This is a genomic window from Povalibacter uvarum, from assembly GCF_014202975.1.
Taxonomy (GTDB): domain Bacteria; phylum Pseudomonadota; class Gammaproteobacteria; order Steroidobacterales; family Steroidobacteraceae; genus Steroidobacter; species Steroidobacter uvarum.
The window spans coordinates 397,280-423,052 of sequence record NZ_JACHHZ010000002.1 but is presented as its reverse complement, the minus strand read 5'-3'; the positions used below and the strand labels follow the sequence as shown (position 1 = coordinate 423,052).

The 25,773-nt window shown below is 63.0% G+C and carries 11 protein-coding genes; 5 read left to right on the top strand and 6 right to left on the bottom strand.

Features of this window, described 5'->3' with window-relative positions:
* Nucleotides 1-78 precede the first annotated feature (78 nt).
* Entirely contained in the window at nucleotides 79-2,871 is a 2,793-nt protein-coding gene (locus HNQ60_RS08050; protein WP_184330528.1) for a serine/threonine-protein kinase, read from the top strand.
* Between the two features lie 13 nt (nucleotides 2,872-2,884).
* Here the strand turns inward: HNQ60_RS08050 and HNQ60_RS08045 are convergent, their stop codons facing one another.
* The 3 genes from HNQ60_RS08045 to HNQ60_RS08035 all read right to left on the bottom strand — a co-directional run bounded on the left by HNQ60_RS08045 (nucleotide 2,885) and on the right by HNQ60_RS08035 (nucleotide 6,026).
* A complete protein-coding gene (locus tag HNQ60_RS08045) occupies nucleotides 2,885-3,709 on the bottom strand; it encodes an N-acyl homoserine lactonase family protein (protein WP_221304093.1) in 825 nt (274 codons plus the stop codon).
* Between the two features lie 79 nt (nucleotides 3,710-3,788).
* A complete protein-coding gene (locus HNQ60_RS08040; RefSeq protein WP_221304092.1) occupies nucleotides 3,789-5,282 on the bottom strand; it encodes an RNB domain-containing ribonuclease in 1,494 nt (497 codons plus the stop codon).
* Between the two features lie 33 nt (nucleotides 5,283-5,315).
* Nucleotides 5,316-6,026, bottom strand: a complete 711-nt coding sequence (locus HNQ60_RS08035; protein WP_184330527.1) for a DUF899 family protein — start codon at nucleotides 6,024-6,026, stop codon at nucleotides 5,316-5,318.
* A 253-nt stretch (nucleotides 6,027-6,279) separates the two neighbouring features.
* On the opposite strand from HNQ60_RS08035, the gene HNQ60_RS08030 reads away from it, so the two are divergent.
* The 4 genes from HNQ60_RS08030 to HNQ60_RS08015 all read left to right on the top strand — a co-directional run bounded on the left by HNQ60_RS08030 (nucleotide 6,280) and on the right by HNQ60_RS08015 (nucleotide 18,730).
* Complete coding sequence (locus tag HNQ60_RS08030) at nucleotides 6,280-8,064, top strand: DUF4153 domain-containing protein (RefSeq protein WP_184330526.1); 1,785 nt, start codon at nucleotides 6,280-6,282, stop codon at nucleotides 8,062-8,064.
* A gap of 608 nt (nucleotides 8,065-8,672) precedes the next feature.
* On the top strand, nucleotides 8,673-11,600 hold the full coding sequence (locus tag HNQ60_RS08025; protein WP_184330525.1) for a TonB-dependent receptor domain-containing protein: 2,928 nt from the start codon (nucleotides 8,673-8,675) through the stop codon (nucleotides 11,598-11,600).
* 635 nt (nucleotides 11,601-12,235) lie between these two features.
* Complete coding sequence (locus HNQ60_RS08020) at nucleotides 12,236-15,109, top strand: TonB-dependent receptor plug domain-containing protein (RefSeq protein ID WP_184330524.1); 2,874 nt, start codon at nucleotides 12,236-12,238, stop codon at nucleotides 15,107-15,109.
* A gap of 639 nt (nucleotides 15,110-15,748) precedes the next feature.
* Complete coding sequence (locus tag HNQ60_RS08015) at nucleotides 15,749-18,730, top strand: TonB-dependent receptor domain-containing protein (protein ID WP_184330523.1); 2,982 nt, start codon at nucleotides 15,749-15,751, stop codon at nucleotides 18,728-18,730.
* Between the two features lie 82 nt (nucleotides 18,731-18,812).
* Here HNQ60_RS08015 and HNQ60_RS28050 read toward each other — a convergent pair whose 3' ends face one another.
* From HNQ60_RS28050 to nirB, 3 genes are read right to left on the bottom strand one after another with little or no spacing between them, the layout of a single operon-like run.
* Nucleotides 18,813-21,470 (bottom strand): molybdopterin-dependent oxidoreductase, encoded by a 2,658-nt coding sequence (locus HNQ60_RS28050; protein ID WP_184330522.1) that lies wholly within the window; start codon nucleotides 21,468-21,470, stop codon nucleotides 18,813-18,815.
* A gap of 7 nt (nucleotides 21,471-21,477) precedes the next feature.
* Nucleotides 21,478-23,103 carry a nitrite reductase small subunit NirD gene (nirD, locus tag HNQ60_RS08005; RefSeq protein WP_184330521.1) on the bottom strand — a complete coding sequence of 542 codons (1,626 nt, stop codon included), beginning with the start codon at nucleotides 23,101-23,103 and terminating at the stop codon, nucleotides 21,478-21,480.
* Nucleotides 23,100-25,637, bottom strand: coding sequence for a nitrite reductase large subunit NirB (gene nirB / locus HNQ60_RS08000; protein ID WP_184330520.1), 2,538 nt, complete (start codon nucleotides 25,635-25,637; stop codon nucleotides 23,100-23,102). The genes nirD and nirB overlap by 4 nt, the downstream gene beginning before the upstream one ends.
* Between the last annotated feature and the right edge of the window lie 136 nt (nucleotides 25,638-25,773).

Sequence of the window (25,773 nt, the reverse complement as noted above, 5' to 3'; positions counted from 1 at the left end):
CGCGAGACTTTGCTTGTCATCGGGCCGCGCGTCACGGACGATTGCCGCAACGACGAATAACACGGCGATGCCTTCCCGATGCAGCCCCTCGATCCCGGCGACCTGAAAGATCTCCTGTCGCTGCTGCAGACCGCGCTCGAACTCCCCGAAGAGGAGCGTCGGCGCTGGCTCGATACACTCGATCCGAGCAAAAGTCATTTGCGGCCAACGGTTGCCGGCCTGCTGCAGAAGCAGGCGAAGCACGAGACGGACGATTTCATCGCTGCGCTCTCCGAGCACACCAGACGTCATCCGGGGGGGTCGCTCGCGCCGGCGCCGTTCAATGGCGCGATCGTCGGTCCCTACAGGTTGATCGAGAAGATCGGCGACGGCGGCATGAGCTCGGTCTGGCTCGCCGAACGTGACGACGCGGTTCTCAAGCGGCGCGTCGCACTGAAGCTGCCGCATTGGTGGGCGATCGCGAAGCTCAGCGATCGCGCTGCACAGGAGCGCGACATTCTCGCGCAGCTCGAGCATCCCAACATTGCGCGTCTGTACGACGCGGGCGTGACGGCGGACGGACGGCCCTATCTCGCGCTCGAGTACATCGAAGGCAAACCGATCGACATCTTTTGCCGCGAGAACGTGCTCGACCTGCGAACACGAGTGCAGCTGATTGCCCAGATCGCGCGCGCCGTGGCGTATGCGCATTCGCATCTGATCGTTCATCGCGATCTGAAGCCGTCGAACGTGCTGATCGATGCGGCGGGGCAGGTGCACCTGCTCGACTTCGGTATCGCAAAGCTCATCGAGGAGGGCGATCCCGCGAACAAGGCGCTGACGCAACTCGGCACGATGCTGCTGACGCCGGCGTACGCGTCGCCGGAACAGATCCTCGGCCAGTCGGTGACGACCGAGAGCGATGTGTACTCGCTCGGGCTCGTGGCGTACGAGATCTTCACGGGCTACCGGCCCTACACGTTCAAGAGCGAAGCCAACACGAGCTGGGAAATTCTATCGGTAGAGATTCATCGCCCGAGCAGCGTCGCGCACGAGGCAGCGGATGCTCGCGAGCTCCGCGGAGACCTCGACACGATCCTGATGAAGGCGCTCAAGAAGGAGGCCTCCGAGCGATACGGGACAGCCGCGGCCTTCGCTGACGATCTCGAGCGCTACCTGCGCAGCGATCCCGTGCTCGCACAACCGGATTCGGCTGGCTATCGACTCCGTAAGTTCGCGGCCAAACATCGCCTCGTCGTCGGCGCGGCCGGTGCCGTCGTCGTGGCTCTCGCCGCCGGCCTCCTCGTTGCGACATGGCAGCTTCGGATCGCGCAGGAAGAGCGACGCCACGCGGAAGAAGTGAAGGACTTCGTGGCGTCCATTTTTCGTTCCGCCGATCCGTTCTTCACCGGCAACAAGCAGCTCACCGCCGCGCAGCTCCTGACTTTCGCGAAGGAGCGTATCGATCGCGAGATGGCCTCGCAGCCGCACGATGCCGCTGAGCTTCTGTTGATCGTCGGGGAGGCGCAATCGAATCTCGAGCAGCTGGATGAAGCAAAAGCCACGCTCGAGCGAGCGCTGAAGAACGCTGATGGCGTCCTGCCTGCCGACAGTCTGCAAGTGGCCGCGGGCCGTACGCAGCTGGCCAGCATCGCCGTCCAGCAGGGCAACTACGACGAGGCCGAGAAGCAGATTGCGGCCGCGATGCCGGTGCTTCGCGAGCATCGAATGCAGCGCGAAGGGGCCCGGGCGCTTTCGAGCGCTCTCGTTTCCAGCGGCTTCATTGCCGGCGAGCGCGGCGATGGCAAGCGCGCCGTGGCGGAGATGCGTGAGGCTGTCGAAGTCCTGCGGCCGGTGCTGGGCGACAACGATTCCGAAACGATCCTCGCGATGCGTCAGCTCGCGCAGGAACACCTGCTCATGGGAGAAGCGGAAGAGGGGTTGAAGGCGGCGCGCATCGCTTACGAAAGTGCGATCAGGAATTTTGGTGACGGCGGCCGCGACAACCTGCTGGTCGAAACCGAAGATGTGTACGGCCGCGCGCTCGTCGACTCGGGCCAGCTCGAGGAGGGCATCGAGCATCTGAACAAGGCAGTCGCCGGTGCGGAACGCATCTTCGGCTCCGAAGCGAATTCGGTTGTCAGCAAGCTCACGTGGCTCGCACGTGCACAGATGAAGCTCGGCGATGTGAAGGGGACGGTTGCGACACTCGAGCGGGCAACGCAACTGTCGAGCGAGGAGCTCACGCGCGCTCGCGTTCAGTCGACGCTTGGCGTCGCGCTCGCCGCGGCGCGACGCACCGACGAAGCGGTGAAGCAGCTCGAGACTTCGGTCGAAGTCATCCGACGGCTCGACACGACCGGGACTGCCTGGCTGAGCAATGCGACGTCTTCTTACGGAAACGCGCTGGTGCTCGCCGGGCGCATGGAAGAAGCACGGAAAGTACTGACCGCGAATCTCCAGTCGACGCCCGCCGGTCCCTCGGTCGCCGATTCCCACAATGGACTGGGCTTCGTGGCGCTTTCGAAGAAAGACCTCGTCACTGCGCGAACACACTTCGAGAAGGCCAAAGAGCTGTCATCGCAAGGCCCACCCTCGCGTGTCGTCGTCGCGGCACTCCTGGGCCTGGGCGAAACACAGTTCGCCGCGAAAGAGTTCGCTGCTGCTGACGAAACGCTTCAGGCAGCGTCAGCAGCTCAGCAGAAGGTCTCGCAGCGACCGACACCTGTCGCGGTCGACATCGTCGTTGCCCGCGGCCGGCTTGCCCTCGCCCAGGGCAATCGCGACGAAGCGGCGAAGCTCTTCGCCCAGGTGGATGAGTTCTGGCAGGGCTTCGCCCCCGGCAGCCGCCACGCCCGCGAAGCGGCGCAGTGGCAACAGCAGGCTCGATGAGAACCTAAGAGAGCTACTTCGCCGACCCCGGCAGCGCGGGCAGTTTCTCGATATCGCGCGGGTCGTGCTGAACGATCACTGTCGCATTCAGGTTCTTCGCCATCTGCTTGAAGCGATCGAGCGACGCCAGCGTATCGGCGCGGTTCGTGTTGAAGACAGGCACACCGTTGCTGTCGTAGTTCTCGCGGAAGTGCGCGAGATCGCCGGTGAGCAGCACGTTGCCCTTCTCCTTCAGGCGCACCAGCAGCGAATGATGGCCGGGCGTGTGGCCTGGCATATCGAGCATTCGCACCGTGCCATCGCCGAAGATGTCCTTGTCGCGCGGCACGGCCTCGAACTTGCCGCCACCGCTGATCCAGTGCTTCACCGGCGCGGGATTCGCGCCTGGCGGAGGAGGCGTCGATGTGAGCGCATCCCAGTCGCCCTTGCCGATCAGCAAGGTCGCTTGCGGGAAAGAACCTGCCTGACCGATGTGGTCGCCGTGATAGTGACTGACGCCGACGAACTTGATCTGCTCGGGCTTCACGTTGACTCGCGCAAGCTGTTCGACCAGATTGAATTTTGCAGTCGGACCAGTGGCCGTCGCTCCGGCAACAGCGGCGGGATAGCCCGTATCCCAGATCAGGTAGTCGTCACCGTGCTTGATCAGGTAGCAGCTCACGACGAGTTCCTGCTTCTTGCCGTCGTACGCGTTCGTGTCGGAGAAGAAGGCGATGTCCGACGACGTCACTCCGTTGCCGCAATCGAGCCGGGTGAGCGTCACTTCCGCCGGTGTCTGAGCGAGCGCACTGAATCCACAGAACGCGAGCACGATCCCCATCGGTGACATTCGTGTCATGGCAGCATCCTCTTTGGAGTTGTTGATCCGCCGCTGAGTGTCTGTCTCCGCGTCACCGCGCGCAAGACAAGAACCGCAATCAGTCGTTGACCGCGGCGAAGTCGATGAAGCCGCGCTCGACGTTCACGCCGATCAGCCGGACGCGGGCCCGGTCGCCAACGTCGAGCCCCGCGGCGCCCCGAACGACTTTGCCTTCCACGGCCGGCCGATGGATGCGCACCCAGGTCCCCTTGTCGGCGGCACCGGTTACGATCGCATCGAACTCCTGGCCGATGCGTGATTGCAGCAGCATCGCGGCGGCGGATTTCCGGACCTGCCGCTCCACCTTCCCGGCATCGTCTTCGCGCTTCGTGCAGTGTGAGGCGATCGCGCGAAGTGCTTCGACATCGTACGGCGAGGGTGTGCCAGCGAGCGCGGCTTTCAGTAGCCGTTGAGTGACCAGATCCGGAAAGCGGCGATTCGGCGCCGTCGAGTGCGTGTAGTCGTTGACCGCGAGACCAAAGTGGCCTTCCGTCGCCTCGCCCGGCACGTCGACGCCGTATTCACCCGAGCCGAGCATCTTGATGATGGAAAGCGACACATCGGCATAACGCGCCGGATCGGCCTGCCGGCGGCGCTGCATGAATGTGCTGAGCGCGATGACGTCGGGCGTCTGCGGCAATCGATCGCCAAAGCTGGCGGCCAGCGCGACGATGCGATCCCAACGTCGCGGCGTGTGGAGGATTCGACGGATCGACGCGAATCCGCGCTCTTCGAGAAATCGCGCCGTGACGCCATTGGCCGCGATCATCTGATCCTCGATCGTCTCCCTCGCGCGATTCTTCGTCGCGGGACGCATGTCGCTCAGGACGCCGCCCGTGAAAACCGTCTCTGCCTGCGTCGTCTCGAGGCTCATGGCGCCATGTGCGGCTCGCGCATTGCGCAGCGCGTTGGACGCAGCCTCCTGAATACGAACCTGCTCCTGCAGATGAGGCATATCGCGCAAGCGCTCCGGAAGTTCACCGCCGTCGAGCCATGCGCTGATGCTGTTGTAAGCGAGCTTCGCGTGATTGAAAACCAGTGCGCGATAGAGCGTCGAGCCAGCGATCGCGCCGTCCGGCGTGACGATCATTTCGACGATCACTGCCAGTCGTTCGCTGCGATCGGCCAGCGACGTGAGATCGGTCGACAGCCGCTCGGGCAGCATCGGGAAGATCTGCGCGGCAGTGTAGATGGACGTCGTGTTGGTTCGTGCGTGATCGTCGATCGGTGATCCGTGAGGGACGCGAGCATCGACATCGGCGATGGCCACGCGCAGGCGCGTGCCATCCGCAAGCGCTTCGGCTGTCGCGAGCTGATCGAGGTCGAGCGACTCGTCGTTGTCGATCGAGATCCACGGCAGTTTCCGTAGATCGCGAACGCTGTCCGGGATGGCCCCGTCCGGTATAGCTTCATCGAGCCGCTGCGCCTGATCGGTCGCGGCTCGCGAAAACTCCGGCAGGAATCCGCGCTCCAGCATCGCCTGGCGCGCGAGGCGCCGGAGTTCCTTCATATCGGCCATGGCGTACGTCCGCAGTGACTGTCGTCGTGTCATTGAACAACAGCGCTGCGGACGTGGCCAGCCGGGCTATTTCGGGTACTCGAGGCTCGGATACCAGTCCGTGCCGCGTCCCTCGGGCGTCGTGTCGAGGATCGTCCAGATTGGCATCAGGTCCGGGGCCCCGCGCGGATCCTGTCCGGGATCGGCCGTCTCACCACCCATCTCGCCGCTCCAGAAATGCCGGATCTTCCCGTCGCGGCGCGTGAACACGTGATAGCCCGCGTCGTCGCCGCCCTCCGGCGTGATGGCCCGATAGTCGCGGCTGAATTCACCACTCGTATCGGAATAGAGCTTCAGATGGCGCCAGCCGCGCTTCTTCTTGAAGGCAACGAGTCGCTCGAACGGTGATCGCGCCACGATCGCCATTGCGATGCGCTGTTCGATGTCGGGCACTTCTCCATCCCAGGAGCTCAACAGGGAAGTGCACATCGGGCAGGGCTGCTCGCGCTGCGGGCCGTACATATATGTGTAGACGACGAGCGTCTGCTTGTCGCCGAACAGGTCGGAGAGCGTCACCGGCCCGCGCTCGCCCTCGAAACGATACTGCTTCGTGACTTCGGGGCCCGGGGGCAGCGTGCGGCGCAATTCCGCAACCTGCTCGATGTGTCGGCGAAGTTCTATCTCCTCCGCCAGCAATGCCTGACGGGCCTGTCGATACTCGGCACTCTCGCCGGGAAAGCGGAATCGGCTGCGGTTCGCCAGCTCGACGGCGGGAACGAGGGAAGGATTCTTCGTCATGAGCTTCTCCGGGGGTTGCGAGTCCCTAGGACGCGGGGGTCGGCGTCGAGCCGACAATCTCAATGCGCCGCCCGATGCTCCTGCTGTTTGTAGCCGACTTGTCGCCGCGGGGCACGACGCATCTCCTTCGGTGGGTACGAAAGAGCAACGCATGCGTCCAGATCCTGTTCCTGATCCGTCCCGCCACAATTGATCATCCTCTGCAGGCGCTGGATGGCGATAATCCGCGTCGTCGTCAAAGAGGAGGCGAACGATGACCGGGCAGTCCACGTGGAAGAATCTGCTTCGCGGCAGCGCAGAGCTCCCTGTCATCCTGATTGCGGCAACGCTCCAGGGATGGAGTCTCTACTTCCTGCACATATGCATCGATGATGGTCGCTGGCCGGCAACGAACCTCGCTGCGCTGAGCGCCCTTTATGCCGCCGCGATCTTCGCTCCGTTGACCGTGCAGCTCCTGGTGCAGCACGCACGGCAACGGCTCGCATGGATGGCCATCGCGGTTGTCGCGGTCTTCTCATTCTTCGCTGCCTGGCACTTCGGCGGTTCGGTGATGCTGGAGGGCGATCCGCGCCACCCACGGGTCGACGAATGGGCCTCGCTGGCATTCGTACTAGGAGTGCTCTGGCTGCTTGCAATGCCGTTCCTGCAGGCCAGGTTGCTCGACGGTCGTTGGCGACCGCGATACGAGCGGCTCTTTGCCACTGCATGGAACAACAAGTTCCTGCTTGCGGAGGCGGTCGCTTTCACTGCGCTGTTCTGGTTGCTGCTGGTGCTGTGGGCGCAGCTCTTCAGGATGCTCGGCATGCAGTTCTTCAAGGAGCTGTTCGAAGAGCCGATCTTCTTCTATCCCGTGACTTCGATCGTGTTCGGCGTCGCACTGCATCTCATCGGCTCGCTCGAGAGACTGACCAGCGTACTGCTCGAGCAGGTGCTGAGCGTGTTGAAGTGGCTCGCACTCGTAGCCGGTCTGATTCTCACGCTCTTCACGGTAGCGCTGATCACGAAGCTGCCCACGATGATCGGCTCGGGCGAGCGGGCAATCGCGGCGTCATGGCTGCTCTGGCTGGTTGCAGTAACCGTGCTGCTGGTGAATGCAGCGTATCGCGATGGTTCGGTGTCGACGCCGTATCCGCGAAGGATCGCAGCCACGCTGCGCTTCGTGATTCCATTGACGATCGTCATTGCGCTCACCGCGCTCTACGCGCTGTGGCTGCGGATCGACGAGTACGGATTCACCGTGTCGCGGTTCTGGGCATGTGTCGTTGCCGGCGCCGCCTTGCTGTATAGCGTCGGCTACGGACTCGCCTGTCGCGATGGTCAGCGATGGTTGAGCGGCATCGCATCGGTCAACATCGTGACGGCGCTCTATCTCATCGCGGTGATTGCGCTGGCGCTGACGCCCGCGCTGTCGCCTCATCGCATCGCTGCGAACAGTCAGTTCAAGCTCGCCCTGGCAGCGAAAGTGCCGGGCGAGAATGTATACGTCAGATCCACCCCGCTCGAATACTTGCGCTTCAACGCGGGCGCCTACGGACTGCAGCGCCTGCGCGAGATCTCGCGGATCGAAAATCATCCGCAGGCTCAAACCCTCAGGAAGCGCGCAACAGCCCTGCTCGAGCGCAAGAATCGGTGGGACGCCCAGTTCGCCAACACCGATGTGCACCTGGCCGGCATGGTGCGAGAGCCCGCCGGTCGTGCGATCGATGCCGAACTCCTGGCCACGCTCGAGACGGATCTGGCGAATCCCGCCAACGGATGGCGTTTCGGGGATACGCAGACCAAGGTCGCCGGATTCTTCGTCGATATGAACGACGATGGCATCGCGGAGTTCGTCCTCGTCCGAGGGCAGCTGGCGTGGATCTATGGCCAGGTGGAAGGCCGCTGGACGAAGGTCAACGTGCTGATGGCCTACCGCCTCGACGGAGCCAACGAAGCCGCCGACCGTGTCGAAGCGGGCGACTTCAAGGCCCAGGCACCCGCCTGGCGAGACCTCGTCGTCGGCGGACGCCGTTATCGAAGCACGACGGACCAGGACTGACTTTCCCGTTCGGAGAAACGCGCGGGCGGCACGGCCCGCGGTGCTCTCAATCTGTGCAGATACCGACACTGTTGTCACGACAACGGCGCTCGATCCGCTGCGCGGGACGGAAAATGCGTACCGTAGCGTTGTTCCCGTTGGAAGTTGGCAACACTGCTTGACCGTCGTTGACTTGTTAACGTACAAAGACCTTCGAAGTGAACAGGAAAATTCCAGCGACGCTCACCGCAAGGTTGTCGTTGGGGAAGCACTGGGAAACAGGGAGCAGAATCCGCGTGGCAGAACCGCGCGATTACTGAGCTATCGCTGACCGACCGGTCCGCGAAGCAGACAGGAAGAAAAATAGATGGAAGAACAGGGGGTCCGGACGAAGTGCGGCGCACGATGTCCAGGAATGCGAACGGTTCGCGACGGCCGAACACCGTGCTGTCGTGGCGTCTGCCCTTTGCCTGTTTTCCACGAACACTTTCCCGCAGTCGATTTCGAAGCGAATGGCGCAATGCCGTTCGCGTGAACCTGTATTGGCGTCGTTCGCACCTACGCGTGCGTCGATGGCGGTTTCGCAACGAAAAGTAGTCCGGCGCGATCCGGTGAAAAGGGGGTCTTAAATGAACGTAAAGCGCATGCTCATCATGTCAGGCGCCTGCGGCGTACTCGCATCAACGATCAGTGCAGCGTTGGCACAGGACGTGAACGAGGTCGCCGAGGTCGTCATCGTTACTGGCTCGTACATTCGCGGCACGCCCGAAGATGCGGCGCTGCCGGTGGACGTCATCTCATCCGAGGAACTGCAGAAGGTCGGCGCGCCGACGACCGTGGAGCTGTTGAAGTCTCTGAATGTCAGCAGCGGCGTGCTCGGCGATACCAACCAGTTCGATGCGCGTGCGCAGGGCTCGGAAGGCTCGGGCAGCGTCAACCTCCGCGGTTTCGGTCCGGAGAGAACACTTGTCCTGTTGAACGGACGGCGCATGGTGAACAACCCGTTCACCGGTGCGGTCGACACCAACCTGATTCCCATGGCGGCGATCGGGCGCGTCGAAGTCCTGAAGGACGGCGCGGCCGCGACTTACGGATCCGACGCCATCGCGGGCGTCGTGAACTTCATCACGAAGGAAAACTTCCGCGGCTTCGAGATCGGCGCCGACTACAAGTACATCGCTGACTCCGATGGCGACTACACCGCCAACCTCGCGTATGGCTTCGGCACCGATCGTCTGAACATCATGCTGGCGGCCGGCTACCAGCATCGCTCCGAACTGTTCGTCAAGGATCGCGAATGGGCGAGAAGGGGCTACTTCGACAATCCGCAGGGCGGCTACTCCGCCGCGGGCAACCCTTCGACGTTCATCCCGCTGACGCCAGCGGGTGCACAGGTCGCGCAGATATTCCGCGATCCTCAGTGCGCGAATCTCGGCGGCGTGCCGACGCTTTCGGGAGCGACGCCTGTCTGCCGCTGGCAGTACACGCTGTTCGACGCGCTGACCGAGAAGGAAGACCGGTATCAGGTGTTCGGCTCCGCGGACTTCGACATCACCGATTCAACGAGCCTGCATTTCGAAGCCCTGTACGCCGAGACCGAGGTTCCGATCTATCGCACCTCGCCCAGCTACGCCATGCTGCAGACGCCGACGTCGCTGGCTACCGGCGGCACCTCGCCCGTCGCAGGACGGTTCTTCGTACCGCGCACGCATCCTGCCTGGAACAGCTTCATCGCATCGAACCCCGGTGTGTTTCCTGCGGACGCGACCGGTGCGCTCATCGTGGCAAATCGTCCGTTCGCCATCGGGGGCAATCCGCTTTTCGGCTACGGTTCGTCGGAAGGCCCGAGAAACTACGACGGCATGCGACTGTCGGCCGGGCTCTCGGGTGAGATCGGCGAAAACTTCGGTTGGGATATCGCCGTGACGTACATGGAAGAGAACGCACGACGCGAAGGCCGTGACACGGCAGTGAACAGATACCAGCTCGCACTCCGCGGCCTCGGCGGCGCGGGTTGCAATGTTGCCGCGAACACGCCCGGCGCGAACGGGTGCTTCTGGTACAACCCGTTCTCCAACGCGATTCCGGGCAATCCCGTAACGGGCGCCTCGAACGCGACGTTCAACAGCGCCGTCAGCAACGACAATCCCGAGCTCATCGCCTGGATGTTCCCGGAAGTGTGGACGGAGCAGACGACGGAGCTGATGGTCGTCGACGCGGTGATCAACGGCACGACGGGACTGAAGCTGGGCGGTGGCGAGATCGCGTGGGCGTTCGGCGGACAGTTCCGCGACAACCACTTCGAATCCCGATACAGCGATCTCAGCAACTACGCGGTGACGCCGTGCGTCAACTCGATCTCGACGGGAATCGTCGGGCCGGGTGCATGTACGCCGGCGCAGCTCGCAGCGCCGACTGGCGGCCTGGCGTTCCTGGGTGGTTCGTTCGATGAGGATCTCGACGGCGACGTCTATGCAGTGTTCGGAGAACTGAGCGTCCCCATCACCGACAACTTCCAGGCACAGCTCGCTGTGCGTTATGAAGACTATGGCGGCAACGTCGGTGCGACGACAGATCCCAAGCTGTCGCTGCGATGGCAGTTGTCCGACGCCCTCGCGTTGCGCGGTTCGGTCGGTACGACTTTCCGCGGACCCACGGAGAACGACATCAGCGAAGGCTCGATCACTTCGCTGCAGGATGTGCGCGGCACGTTCCGCGCCGTGCGCACCTTCGGCAATCCCGACCTGAAGCCTGAAGAAGCGACCACGTTCAACGTCGGCGCCATTCTCAAAGCCGGTGGATTCAGCGCCTCGCTGGACTACTGGTCGTTCGACTTCGAGAAGCCGATCGTTTCCGAGCCGCTCACGCCGCTGGTGGACTTCGTGTTCCCGAACGGCGCGGCGACCTGCAGCTTCGCGAATCCGCTCGTGTATCGATTCGCCTTCTCGGGCGCGAACTGCGCCACTGCCGACATCATTCGTGTCGACAGGCAGCGCATCAACGGACCTGGCGTGAAGACCACCGGCCTGGATCTCAGCACGGAGTTCGCCTGGGACATGTTCGCCGGCACCGCAACGCTGGGTATCAACGCCACGTACGTGCTCGACTACGACGTCGCGGCGGCGTTCATCGATGGACAGCAGGTCGCGAATCCCTTCGATGCAGCCGGCAAGCTGAACTACCAGACGACGGCGTATCCGCTGCCGCAGATCAAGGGCCAGGTCTTCGCCGAGTACGCCATCGGTGCGCACAACATCCGGTACACGATGAACTACATCGATGATTACATCGATCAGCGTACGGCGCCGTTCGTCGCAACTCCGGATACCGGTGGCGTCGCCATTACGGCGGGCAAGGTGATCGAGGACACGATCATGCACGACCTGCACTACTTCGTGACGCTGCCGTGGGAGATGTCGCTGACGGCTTCGGTGGAGAACTTCACTGACGAGGATCCATCGCTCGCACGACTGGACCTCTCGTACGACCCTTTCACGTCGAGCGCCTTCGGTCGCACGTACAAGCTCGGCCTGCGCAAGAAGTTCGGCGGCGACTGAGCGTCGATAGCGTCTAGATCGCGTCCTGAAACAAGGGCGCCCCGGGTTCCGGGGCGCCCTTTTTGTTGGGTCTGATTGTGGGTCCGGCTTCAGCCGGACGTCATCGCAACGCGATCCGGAACCTGATCCCGCATGCGCCGCAGGCCGCAGCGGCGAAACCGCCCTGAAGAGCTGTGCCTCTGGCATGACGTCCGGCAGAAGCCGGACCCACAAGAAGACAAAGAAGCGAGCCTCACGCAGGTCACGAAAACCATGGTTCCATTCAGCAGAACAGTTAGCAATACGAACTGTAAGCTACGTTGACGTATCTTTTCAGTGAAAGCGCGTTGCGTCGTTGACCAGAACGACACCCTTCCAGTACAAGGGTTTAGCCCAACGAGGACGTAAGGGTTTCTACGTTCACTTTGCGGCTATGATCAGGGAGTTCGAGGGGGTAGTGGCTCAAATTCAACGATATGCAGAATAAACATTCTGCATAGAGGAATTTGCCATGGACAAGTCGAGGAAGACGGCTACAACGCTGCGGACCGTCGGGCCGAAGCTGCGCCCAGCCCCTTTGTGTTCCCTCCACAGAGCGCTGCCTTCGAGGCCGCGTCGATAAGAGTCAATCCGGCACGAGCCGGTATGGGGGTCCAATGAGTTCGAGTCTGAGATCGAGCATTCGCCGTGCTCTGTTTACGGCGGGTCTGGTGGCGAGCGTCTCCGCAGTCGCAGAGCCCCAGAGCACCAGTGATACATCCGAGATCACCGAGATCATCATCGTCACCGGTTCGTACATCCGCGGCACGGCCGAGGATGCGGCGCTGCCCGTCGACGTCTTCACAGCGGACGACCTCGCGGCGCAAGGCTCGCCGAGCATGATCGATCTCGTGAAGTCCATTCCGGCCGTGCAGGGCGTCGTCGGCGAATCGAACCAGTTCGGTTCCGCGCAATCGACCGGCAGCGGCAACATCAACCTGCGCGGCCTCGGCGGCGTGCGCACGCTCGTCCTCATGAACGGACGACGCATCGCAGCGTCTCCGACGGGCAACGGCGTCGACACGAATCTGCTGCCCATGGCGGCGATCGGCCGCATCGAAGTCCTGAAGGACGGCGCGGCTGCGACCTACGGTTCCGACGCCATCGGCGGTGTCGTCAACTTCATCACCAAGACCGGCTTCGATGGCCTGTCGCTCGACGGCTCGTACAGCTACATCGACGGTTCCGACGGTGACTACAACGCCAACGTCGTCTGGGGTCACCAGGGCGAAGGCTGGGACATGATGCTGGCCGCCGGGTATCGGCACCGTTCCGAACTCAGCACGACCGAGCGCGACTGGGCGGTGCGACCCATCACCGAGAATCCGCAAGGCGGCTGGTCATCGTTCGGCAGCCCGGGTACGTACTCGCTCGCGGGTGCGCCTGCGTTCCGCGATCCCGGTTGCGTCGCACTGGGCGGGCTCGCAACGACCAGTGCCACGGGGACGCAGCAGTGCCAGTTCCAGTACATCACCTTCGACAACCTGGTCGAAGACGAAGAGCACTATCAGGTCTACGCGGAGTTCAATAAGGACTTCGGCGACTCGGTCTCCTGGCATCTCGAAGCGATGTACGGCGTGCACGATGCGAAGCGCGAGAACTCGTCGCCGTCGTATGCTCCGAATCAGGGTCCGGCACCGGGACCCGGCGGAGCGATCTCCTCGCCGACGTACGTCATCCCGATCAACAACCCCGGTCTGCAGGCGCTGCTGCCCTTCCTCGATCCAACGACGCGCGCGAACGTGCTGGCGCGCACGAGTGTCTTCGCCAGCGGCCTGCAATGGCGGCCGCTGGGCAACGGCGGCAATCCGCTGACAGGTGAAGGCAAGGAGGATGAGCGTCTGTTCGACGGATTCCGCGTATCGACCGGCCTCACCGGCGAACTGGGACCCGTGAACTGGGACCTCGGCCTCACGTACAGCGAGAACACGCGCGAAGCGAACACGCCGGACATCCTTGCGTATCGTCTGCAGCGCGCACTCAGCGGCCTCGGCGGCCCGTCGTGCACGGGAACCACCGCGGGTGCGAACGGTTGCGAGTGGCTCAATCCTTTCTCGACCGGCTTTGCCTTCAATCCCTCGACCGGCGCGCAGAACGACGCGACCTATGTTGCGAACATTGCGAACACGAACAGCAACGAGCTGTTCAACTGGCTGTTCGAAGACCTGGGCTACAAGGACACGGGCACGCTCTTCGCGGCGGACTTGGTGTTCAACGGCGAGATGGGCATCGCGCTGCCTGGCGGCAACATCGGCTGGGCGTTCGGTAGTCAGTATCGCGAAGAAGGCTTCCAGCGCGAGACCAACGACTTCACCAACATCGAGCTGAATCCCTGCGTCGACACGCCGGTCAACGGCAACACGTCCTGCACGACGCAGTCCGGCGTGTTCACGTTCTTCGGTCCGCTGCGCGAACAGGATCTCACTCGCGACGTCGTCGGCGTGTTCGGCGAACTCAGCCTGCCGCTGTTCGATTCGTTGCAGGCACAGCTGGCCGTGCGCTACGAAGACTACGGCGGCAACGTCGGTGCCACGACGAATCCGAAGCTGTCCCTGCGCTGGCAAGCTCTCGACTGGCTGGCATTCCGCGGCTCCTACGGAACGACCTTCCGGGGACCGTTGCAGAACCAGCTGCTCGATGGCTTCGTGACGACGCTGGCGTTTACCTCGCGCGTGTCGGGCTACAAGCCGTATGACAACTACGGCAACCCCGATCTCAAGCCCGAGGAAGCAGATACGTTCAACGTCGGCTTCATGGTGAACGCGGGCGGCTTCACAGCGACAGCGGACTACTGGAACGTGACGTTCACGGATCCGATCGGCGGCGAAGGCGGCACGGACCTGGTCGAAGCCTTCTTCGGCACCGCGACGGCACCGATCGACCAGTGCAACAACGCGGCGTACGACGCGCTGCAGACGCGCATGACGTTCGCGACCGGCACCTGCTCCGCGGCAAACCTCATCCGCACGCGAGTGAACACGATCAACGGCCCGGAAGAACGCGTCGAAGGCATCGATGCCTCGATCGCATTCCGATTCGCCGACATGTTCACGGTGGGCACGGATGCGAGCTACACGCTGAGCTACGAGCGTGACGCGCTGATCGTCGAGGGTGTGCAGATCAAGCCCGAAGACGACTACGCGGGTACGCGCGGCAGCACGGTCGGTTCGATTCCGCAGCTGCGCGGTTCGGCGTACTTCGATGTGGGCCTGGAGCATCACAACTTCCGGCTCACCAGTCGCTACATCGATGGCGTGGAAGACACGCGCTCCAGCGTGCCAGTCGGCACGCCGGGTCATGACGTCGACTCGTTCCTCACGTTCGACCTGGTGTATCGATTGCTGCTGCCGGCGCAGACGACGGTGACCGCGGCCGTGTTCAACATCGCTGACGAAGATCCGCCGTTCGCGCGACTCGATCTGAGCTACGAGCCGTTCATCGGCAATCCGCTCGGTCGTTACTACAAGATCGGCCTCGAGAAGAAGTTCTGATACGTCGATCGCGTGCGTGAGCACGGGAAGAGGGCGGCTTCGGCCGCCCCTTTTTTTTTCTAGAACCAGCGGTCGGAACGGGCATCGGAAACGGAGTCGGAGTTCCACGGGGATCACGGGGGGCACGGGGATAAGAAAAATTTCGTCCGTCACGATTCCGTTCGGCCCCGTGTCTCCCCGCGATCCCCGCGGAGAATCCTCATCTCCTCGGTTGCTGTGCGGCCTTCAGCCGAAAGATTGCGCATCGTTAGGTGTTTCCCGTATCGCGCGCCTTCTGTCCGCGAGCGGAGAAGTCGAGTTGTCTCGCAGCTCAGAACTTTTTGTCGCCCACGGCGACCTTTTGTCGAGAACTGTCTACGCATGATTAGAAACGTGATGCGTCATTGACCCACCTTCACTCGACCGATAAACACGGCCGCACTCCTGTCGATTCCCCAACGCGGAAATTTCATCCGTATCGCGGAACGACATTTTGCGTCAGCGAAGACTGATGCCAGCAAGATCAAGGAACTCGTGACGCGAGCACCTCGCTTCACGTTCCGCCCTGCAGGGGCTCCAGGGAAGGTCGAGGGACCGTCTTCGGCAATGGAGACGGCGCAACAGAATCCGGCGTGAGTCCGCCGGCGAGTGGGGGTCACAATGAGTCCGAGTCTCAGAGCGAGCATTCGTCGCGTTCTATTTGCAGCTACTGGCGTGGTTGTCGCGGGGTCCGCGTTTGCGCAGCAGACGACGCAGACCAGCGAAATCGCAGAAGTCGTCATCGTTACCGGTTCGTATATCAAAGGCACTGCCGAGGATGCGGCGCTGCCGGTCGAAGTCATCAGCGCCGAGGAACTGGAGAAACAGGGCGCTCCATCCGCGATCGAAATGCTGAAGTCGACGACGGTGATGAACGGCATCATCGGCGAAAGCAACCAGTTCACTTCAGGCCGCGGCCAGGCCGCGCAGGGCTCCGCCGCAATCAACCTTCGCGGGTTCGGCTCTGAGCGCACGCTGACGCTGTTGAACGGCAAGCGCCTCGCCTCCGAAGACGCGAACCTTCTGCCTTCCTCGGCCATCGCGCGCGTCGAAATCCTGAAGGACGGCGGTGCGGTCACCTACGGTTCCGATGCCATCGGCGGCGTCGTGAACTTCATCACCAAGGAACGCGTCGACGGTCTCGAGCTCGCGGGCGACTATCGCTACATCGAAGACTCGGACGGTGATTACACCGCGTCGATCACTTGGGGCACTTCGGGCGAACGCTCCGACTTCTACATCTCCGGCGAATACTTCCATCGCTCGGAGCTGATGATTCGCGATCGCGAGTGGGCGCTGACATCGCGTGCCGAGAATCCGCTCGGCGGCTGGAGCACCGGATCGAATCCGGGCGCGTTCCGTTATCTGCTGGCAACGGGGCCGGGAACGTTCGCCTTCTCGCCGACGCAGTTCCATGATCCCTCGTGTGCCGCTTTCGGCGGCGACGTCGTCAGCATCGACAGCCCGACGACAGCGGCGAACGAAGGCACGCAGTGCCAGATGCAGTACACGCCGTGGCTGAACCTCGTCGAAGAACAGAACACCTACCGGCTCTTCACGCAGTACAACCTCGACATCTCCGACTCCACGCGCCTGCACGTCGAAGCGTTCTACGCGATGACCGATGTGCCGGAAGCGAAGTTCACGCCGTCGTTCACGACGACGCGTCGTCCGACGGAAACTGCAACCGGACCCGCATCCGGCGGTGCGCTCGGTCTCGGTAACGACAACGGGCTCGCTGATCCCGCACGCACCTCGCTGTTCTACATCCCATCGAACAACCCGGGTTTCATCGCCGCCCGCGCTGCCGGGCTGACGCCCGTGAACGCAGCACGCGGCTACATCGTGCTCAACCAGTGGCGTCCGTTCTTCGCGGGCGGCAATCCGACGTTCGACAACGGCCCGGGCGAAGCGGAGTACGAGCGCCAGCAGGCCCGCTTCTCGGCTGAGCTCACTGGTGAGCTCGGCAGCACTGCGTGGGCTGTTTCCACGACATACGCCGCTTCCGAAGTGACGCGCCGGGATCTCGATATCTCCACGGGCAGATTGCAGTACGCATTGCGCGGCCTGGGCGGACCGAACTGCGATGCCGCCGCCGCGATCGCGAACAACACCTACGGCCAGAACGGCTGCCTCTGGTTCAACCCGTTCTCGAACGCCGTGGCCAGCAATCCGGTCACGGGCTATGAGAACCCAGGCTACAACGCGGCAGTGATCAACACTCCGGAGCTGATCGACTGGATGCAGTTCTGGGGCGAGGACGTCAACGAACAGCGTGTGCTGGAAGTCGACGCCGTGCTCAGCGGTGAAATGCCACTGACGCTGCCGGGCGGTGCGATCGGTTGGGCCGCCGGTGCTCAGTACCGTCACAACTGGACCGAATCGAGCAACAACTACTACAACGACGCGGCAACGGTGCCGTGCCCGGACACGCTGCTGAACGGTGACGTGACCTGCTCGCCGAACGAAAGCCCGTACAACTTCCTGGCGACGTACAGTGCCAGCAAGCTGGATCGCGGCATCTATGCGGTGTTCAGCGAATTGAGCCTGCCGATCACCGATTCGTTCAACGCACAGATCGCCGCGCGCTTCGAAGACTATGGCGACAAGGGCGGATCGAGCTTCGACCCGAAGGTTTCGCTGCGCTGGCAGGCGACGGACTGGCTCGCGCTCCGCGGATCCGCCGGCACGACGTTCCGCGCTCCGCCGCAGACTTCGCTGCTTCCTGAAGAAGCCATCGCCTTCCAGTCGGTGCTCGGCAGCAATCGCCCCGTCGGCACGGTCGGCAATCCCGATCTCGAGCCGGAAGAGGCGTTCACCTGGACGGCGGGCTTCATGCTCGACGTCGGCAACTTCCGCGCGATCGTCGATTACTGGCGCTTCGATATCGACAAGCTCCTCACCGTCGAACCCTCCGCGGGCATCGTGAACATCGTGTTCCCGAACTTCGCAACGGGTGGTGCTACGGCGCCGAACAACTGCGCGACGGTCGATCCGGTGTGGCTCGATGCACACTTCGATTTCGCCGGCGGCGTGTGCGATCCGAACAACGTGCTCAAGCTCACGCGCGCGAGCATCAACGGTGCGGGTCTCGTGAACGACGGCATCGACATGACGTTCGACTATCGCTTCGACAACGTGCTCGGGGGTTCCATGACGGTCGGCACAACCGCGACGTGGATCAACAAGTACGAGACCGAAACGCTCATGATCAACGGCGTCGTGTTCCAGCAGGGCTTCGACGGTGCCGGCCAGCTGAATCAGGGAACCACGCTGTACGCGCTGCCGGAATGGCGTGCACAGGGCTACGTGGACTTCAGCATCGGCAACCAGAACGTCCGCTGGACCGCGAACTTCATCGATCAGTATCGCGACCAGCGCTACGTGACCAACCCGGCGCTCGATTCGCTGGTGGATTCCACGATCCTGCACAACCTGACGTATCGCACGAACCTGCCCGGCGACGTCACGCTGCTGGCGACCGTGGAAAACATCTTCGATGAAGAACCTTCGTTCGCGCTGATGGAGCTGAACTACGATCCGCTGACGGGCAATCCGCTCGGCCGGACGTTCAAGATCGGCGTGCGGAAGAGCTTCAATTGAGGACGTGACGAGTGACGGGTGTCCGCTGACGGGCACCCGGCGGGAAGAGGCGGCTCGGCCGCCTCTCTTCTCTTGGCAGCCGCTAACCGCCAGCCGCTTCCGCAATCAATACCTTGATCTCGGCGACGCACGATCCACAGTTCGTACCCGCCCGGAGCTTCTCGCCGACTTGCTGCGGTGTCGTGAGCTTGTGTTGTGCGATCGAGTTGCAGATCGCGTTGCGCCCGACGCCGAAGCAAGAGCAAACGATAGGCCCTGTATCGGCGCTCGCATCCGCCGGCTGCCCCGCCAGTAATCCCGCGCGATCCCGGCCGCTGATGCGTTCCTTCGCAAACAAGCCCGCAAGCCAGGTGCGTGACGGCAGGTCCTGTCGCGGTGACAGGAAGACACAGGCCGAAATGCGATCATCGATGAGCAGCACTGCGCGATAGATCCCAGCGTTCGGGTCGGAGTACTCGAGCCAGTCGGCGTGAGGCTGCTTCGCATCGAACAGATGCCGCGCCCATCGCGACCAGTCGCCGTAGACGCGGCGACCTGCAATCTCGTAGCGATGAAACTGGGCTCCCTGGGCTGCCGTCCACCAGGTGACATCGAGCTGCGGAAGCGACTCGCGGCTCAGGATGAAGCCCTGCCAGCTCACGACGAACGGAGTGACGCGCGCGGGCGTGTGTTTGAGCTCGGGCTCGCCGGAAATGGGATCGACGATGGGATTCACCAGCGCGCCGACACGGGCATCCGACGCGAACGCATCGCTCCAGTGGATCGGTACGAACGTCATCCCACGCGGCATTTCTCCGCTGACCTTGAGTTTCGCGATGAGCGATCCCCAGCGCGTCGAGACACGGACGAGCTCGCCTTCCTTCGCGCCCGTAAGCAACGCATCCTGCGCGTGCATGTCGACATACGGTTCAGCGATGTGCGTCGAGAGGCGAGGTGATTTCCCCGTGCGCGTCATCGTGTGCCATTGATCGCGAATGCGGCCGGTGTTCAGCACCAGCGGGAATTCCTGGTCGGTCGAGTTCACTGGCATGCGCGGTGTGGTGGGCACCATGCGGGCCTTGCGATCGGGATGGAAGAAACGTCCATCTTCCATCAGTCGCGCGGTGCCGGCGTGCCCCTTCGTGGGTAACGGCCACTGCACCGGCGAAATCTCGTCGTATGCGGCGCGATCGAGGCCGGTCAGGCCGCCGATGTGAAACGCGCGTGAGTCGTCGTTGCCCGCGGCGGAGAGTCGTGCATGTTCGTCGAAGACTTCGTGAGGCGAGGAGAAGTCGAACCCCTGTGCAAACCCCATTCGCCTCGCGACTTCGCTGATGATCCACCAGTCCGGCCTCGCTTCGCCTGACAGTGGCATGAAGGCGCGCTGTCTGGAGATGTGCCGGTCCGAGTTCGTCACCGTGCCGTCCTTCTCGCCCCAGCCAGCGGCGGGAAGCAGCACGTGCGCACAGGCGTTCGTATCCGTCTTCTCGACGCAGTCGGAGACGACCACCAGCTCGCATCGTTGCAAGGCCTGCTTCACGCGATCGGCATCAGGCAGGCTGACGAGTGGATTCGTGGCCATGATCCACACCGCCTTGACCTTGCCCTCGTGAATGGCTTCGAAAAGATCGACGGCCTTCAGGCCGGGCTTGTCAGCAATCGTGGGGCTGTGCCAGAAATCCTGCACGATGCGCTGGTGATGCGCGTTGCCCAATTCCATGTGGGCCGCGAGCATGTTCGCAAGTCCGCCGACCTCGCGTCCGCCCATGGCGTTCGGCTGACCCGTCACGGAGAAGGGCCCGGCCCCTTCCTTGCCGATGCGTCCCGTCAGCAGGTGACAGTTGATGATCGCGTTGACCTTGTCGGTTCCCACGGACGACTGGTTCACCCCCTGCGAGAAGGCGGTGATCGTCTTCGCCGTACGGGCGAAGAGCCCGTAGAACTCAGCCAGCTGCCGCTCATCGATGCGACATGCCTTGGCGACCGCACGCAGATCACCTGCCGTGTTTTCGGCGACGAGCAGCGCCCGGGATGCGTCGACGGTGTGTTGCTCGACGAACTGAGTATCGACGATGCCATGCTGATGCAGGTACGCGAGCAATCCGTTGAACAGCCAGACGTCGGTTCCCGCGCGGATGGGAAGATGCAGGTCGGCGAACTCGCAAGTGGCGGTGCGACGCGGATCGATCACCACGATCTTCATCTCCGGCCGGCGCTGCTTGGCCGCGGTGATGCGCTGAAAGAGGATCGGGTGGCACCACGCCGTGTTCGAACCGACGAGGACGACGAGGTCCGCGAGCTCGAGGTCGTCGTAGCAGATGGGCACCAGGTCTTCGCCGAAAGCGCGTTTGTGACCGGCGACGGCCGACGACATGCAGAGTCGCGAGTTGGTGTCGATGTTCGCCGTGCCGATGAATCCCTTCATCAGCTTGTTGGCGACGTAGTAGTCCTCGGTCAGCAACTGCCCCGAAACATACAGGGCGACCGAATCCGCGCCGTGCTGATCGATGATGCGCCGGAAGCCCGAGGCGACGTGATCGAGCGCCTGATCCCAGGTGACACGCGATTCGCCGATCCGCGGGTACAGAAGTCTGCCGTCGAGGTCGAGCGTTTCACCCAGGGCGGAGCCCTTCGAGCAAAGGCGCCCGCGATTGGCAGGATGATGAGGATCGCCGCTGATCTCGAATCCCGCGCCATTCTCCCTGGGTTTTGCGAGGACGCCGCAGCCCACGCCGCAGTAAGGGCAGGTTGTACGGATCACTTAGCGCTCACGCCTTCCCGGCGAACGCGGAACCGAACAGGAGCTTGTCCCGCAGCGGGCCGATATCGCGTCCCTGCGTCATGAGCTCCATGTACCACGCGCCGTCTTTCACATCGCCGTACAGAACTGCGCCGCGCACTTTGTTGTTCTCGATCACGATGCGCTTGTAGATACCGCGCCTCGCATCACGCATGACCAGCGCCTCGCTCGTGGGACCGCCGATGAAATCGCCGGCGGAGAAGACGTCGATGCCGGTGACCTTCAGTTGCGTCGACACCATCGAGCCCATGTAGTGCCCGATGCCGAACTCAGCCAGGTGGGTTGCGCAGACTCGGGCCTGATCGAAGAGCGGCGCGACGAGTCCGTAAGTGCTGTTGCGATGCTGCACGCATTCGCCGACTGCATAGATGCTCGGGTCGAATGTCTGCATCGTGTCGTTCACGAGGACACCGCGCTCGCAGCGCAAGCCGGCGGCCTTCGCGAGATCGATGTTCGGGCGGATGCCCACAGCCATGACAACCAGGTCGGCTTCCAGTTCGGATCCGTCCTCGAAGCAGACGCCGGCGACGCGGGCTCGAGGCGCGAGGCTCGCGGCGTGAGCTTCGGAATCCGTCTGGCTCGTACCTCGCCATTCATGCCCCGTGCTCAGTATCTCCACTGTCTTTGCCTGCATCCTGAACTTCAGGCCACGCTTCTCGAGCGACTCGCGAAGCAGATCCGCGGCCGCGCGGTCGAGCTGTCGTTCCATCAGCGTGTCGAAGATGTGTACGACTGTGACGTCCATGCCTTGCTTCAGCAGGCCATTCGCGGCTTCGAGTCCCAGCAGCCCGCCACCGATGACGACAGCCTTCTTGTGCGTGCGTGTAGCCGCGAGCATCGCATCCACATCCTGCAGATCGCGGAAAGTCACGACTCCCGGCAGGTCATTGCCCGGGATCGGCAGCATGACGGGATTGGAACCTGAAGCGATCAGGAGCCTGTCGTAAGGTACTTCGATGCCGCTTTGGGAGCGGACAGTGCGACGCACGCGATCGATGGAGACGATGGGATCGGAGGTGTGCAGCGTGACGCCCTTCTCCCGATACCAGTCGAGCGAGTGAAGAATGATGTCTTCCACGCGCTTCTCGCCTGCGAGCACTGGCGAGAGAAGGATGCGGTTGTAGTTGGGATGAGGCTCCGCGCCGAAGACGGTGACACGATAGGCGTTCGGCGCAATCTGCAGCAGGTCCTCGACGACGCGCATGCCTGCCATGCCGTTGCCGATGACGACGAGATGGCGCGTGCGTGCAACCGGCCGCAGAGGCACGCTGCGAACCCACACGCGACCATCGGTAACGCGAGCGGGGTAGGCGTGCACGGATTGGTCAGGATCCTCCAGGCAGCGGCCGCTGATCAGGCTGAAATGGTGCTTGTAGATCGGCGAGGCGACGACGAGGTCGCCCTGGATGTCTCCGACGAGGCCTCGCGACAACACATTGGCTTCGCTGTTGGGATCGTAGTTGTCGAGCGCATACACGCTGTCGCCGACCCGGAAGATCGCGAGCTGCCGTCCATCGATCAGCGCGGCTACGCCGGTGCCGGACAGGATGTCGTCGAGCTCGCAGACGAAGGTCCAGTTGGACGAAGTCTTCATACGGCCTCCTTCTGGCGTTCGCGGCGCTCTTCAGTAGTTGCCGGGCGGATCTGCCCGCGCTCCTGGATGAAGACGACATTCGCGTCGGTGCTGTCGCTGTTCACGAAGTGACGGAAGCGCTTCAGTGTTTGCGGATCCTCGACGGCCTTCTTCCATTCGCACTCGTAGCTCGCGACGATGCGCTCCATGTCTGCTTCGAGCTCGGCGGCGACACCCAGCTTGTCGTCGAGCACCACCTGCTTCAGGTAATCGAGGCCGCCTTCGAGGTTGTCCAGCCACACCGAAGTGCGTTGCAGACGATCCGCCGTCCGGATGTAGAACATCAGGAACCGGTCGATATAGCGGACCAGCGTTGCCGAATCGAGATCCGAGGCGAGGAGATCGGCATGCCGCGGCTTCATGCCGCCGTTGCCGCAGACGTAGAGATTCCAGCCCTTCTCGGTGGCGATCACGCCGACGTCCTTGCTCTGGGCCTCGGCGCATTCGCGCGTACAGCCAGAGACCGCGAACTTCAGCTTGTGCGGCGCGCGCAGGCCCTTGTAGCGATTCTCGATGTCGATCGCGAAGCCCACGCTGTCCTGCACGCCATAGCGGCACCAGGTCGAACCGACACATGACTTCACCGTGCGCACGGACTTTCCGTAGGCCTGTCCGGTTTCGAATCCCGCATCGATCAGTTCCTTCCAGATGAGAGGAAGCTGATGCACCTGTGCGCCGAAGAGATCGATGCGCTGGCCGCCGGTGATCTTCGTATACAAGCCGTACTTCTGTGCAACCGCGCCGAGCACGATCAGCTTCTCGGGCGTGATCTCGCCGCCCGGCACGCGCGGAACGACGGAATAGGTGCCGTCTTTCTGCATGTTCGCGAGGAAGTAGTCGTTGGTGTCCTGCAGGATCGCCTTGTCGCGCTTCAGCACGAACTCGTTCCAGCACGACGCCATGATCGACGCGACAGCGGGTTTGCAGATGTCGCAGCCCATGCCGCGACCGTGCTTCGCGAGCACGGCGTCGAAGGCCTTCAGCTCGCCGACACGGATCAGGTGAAAGAGCTGCTGGCGGGAATAGGGGAAGTGCTCGCAGAGATGGTTGTTGACCGCAACGCCGCGGCTGGCGAGCTCCGCTTTCAGTACCATCGTGAGCAGCGACGTACATCCGCCGCATGAAGTCGCTGCCTTCGTCGAAGACTTCAACGCACCGACCGTCGTGCAGCCGGCGTCGATCGCCGAACAGATCGCGCCTTTCGTGACGTTGTTGCACGAGCAGATCTGCGCCGAAGCGGGCAGGGCCGCGACGCCGGTGGCGCCCGACTTCTTGCTGCCTTCGAAGGCCGGAACGATCAGCTCTTCCGGATGCTGCGGCAGCGCAGTGCCGTCGAGCATCATCTGCAGCCAGATGCCGTAGTCATCTGCTTCACCAATCAGGATGCCTCCGAGCAACCGGGTGCCGTCCTCGTTCACGACGAGCTTCTTGTAGACCTGCTTGCGCTCGTCGACGAACGTGTACGAGCGGGCATTGCTGAAACTGCAATGCGCATCGCCGAGCGATGCCACGTCGACACCCATCAGCTTGAGCTTGGTGCTCATGTCGGCGCCGGTGAAGAGCGGTTCGTTGCGATCGATCAGTCTCGCAACGCAAACCTGAGCCATCTGGTAGCCGGGCGCGACGAGTCCGTAGAGCTTGCCGTTCCAGAGGGCGCATTCGCCGACGGCAAAGATGTCCGGATCGGAAGTCTGGCAGTTGTTGTCGATGACGATGCCACCGCGCTCGCCCAGGGCGAGACCGCAGGTGCGTGCCAGCTCGTCGCGCGGCCGGATGCCGGCGGAGAACACGACCATATCGGTGTCGAGGAAGGTGCCGTCCGCGAATTTCATCCGGTGCGTCGCGCCTTCACCGTCGACGATCTCGGTGGTGTTCTTGCCGGTGTGAATGCCGACACCGAGGTCGGAGATCTTCCGGCGCAACACGCGACCGCCGCCGTCATCGATCTGGACCGCCATCAGCCGCGGAGCGAACTCGACGACGTGAGTCGCCAGACCCAGATCTTTCAGCGCCTTCGCTGCCTCGAGGCCCAGCAGGCCGCCGCCAATGACGACGCCCACCTTGCTCGATGCCGCGGCGGCTCGGATCGCCTCCAGATCCTCGATCGTCCGGTACACGAAGCAGTTCGGACGGTCGCGGCCGGGCACGGGAGGCACGAACGGATAGGACCCCGTGGCGAGGACGAGCTTGTCGTAGGCAATCGTGCGGCCCTGCGACGTCGTGACGGTCTTCGCGCTGCGATCGATGCGGGTCGCGCAATCTTCGAAGTGAATGTTGATGCCGTGATGATCGAAGAACCCCGGTGTGACCAGCGACAGGTCTTCCGCGGACTTGCCTGAGAAGAACGCCGTCAATTGCACGCGGTCGTAGGCGGCACGGGGTTCTTCGCACAGCACGGTGATGTCGAAGTCCTGCGATTCGGCGACGAGGCGGTCGAGCAGGCGCTGACCGACCATGCCATTGCCGATGACTACCAGTCTGCGTCGTGTGGACATGGAGACTCCGCTGCGATTCGTACGCAAGAAAAATTCTCGATCACGGGGTACGCATCGATGCGTTCCCGCGGAAAATCAGGTTCTGATCAGTTGCTGCTGCTCCGTCCGCGACATTGCGGGCTGGCAGGCGGGCGCG

Coding starts and splice junctions, on each gene's coding strand:
- HNQ60_RS08050 (WP_184330528.1), top strand. CDS start 79: ATGCAGCCCCTCGATCCCGGCGACCTGAAAGATCTCCTGTCGCTGCTG.
- HNQ60_RS08045 (WP_221304093.1), bottom strand. CDS start 3,709: ATGACACGAATGTCACCGATGGGGATCGTGCTCGCGTTCTGTGGATTC.
- HNQ60_RS08040 (WP_221304092.1), bottom strand. CDS start 5,282: ATGACACGACGACAGTCACTGCGGACGTACGCCATGGCCGATATGAAG.
- HNQ60_RS08035 (WP_184330527.1), bottom strand. CDS start 6,026: ATGACGAAGAATCCTTCCCTCGTTCCCGCCGTCGAGCTGGCGAACCGC.
- HNQ60_RS08030 (WP_184330526.1), top strand. CDS start 6,280: ATGACCGGGCAGTCCACGTGGAAGAATCTGCTTCGCGGCAGCGCAGAG.
- HNQ60_RS08025 (WP_184330525.1), top strand. CDS start 8,673: ATGAACGTAAAGCGCATGCTCATCATGTCAGGCGCCTGCGGCGTACTC.
- HNQ60_RS08020 (WP_184330524.1), top strand. CDS start 12,236: ATGAGTTCGAGTCTGAGATCGAGCATTCGCCGTGCTCTGTTTACGGCG.
- HNQ60_RS08015 (WP_184330523.1), top strand. CDS start 15,749: ATGAGTCCGAGTCTCAGAGCGAGCATTCGTCGCGTTCTATTTGCAGCT.
- nirD (WP_184330521.1), bottom strand. CDS start 23,103: ATGAAGACTTCGTCCAACTGGACCTTCGTCTGCGAGCTCGACGACATC.
- nirB (WP_184330520.1), bottom strand. CDS start 25,637: ATGTCCACACGACGCAGACTGGTAGTCATCGGCAATGGCATGGTCGGT.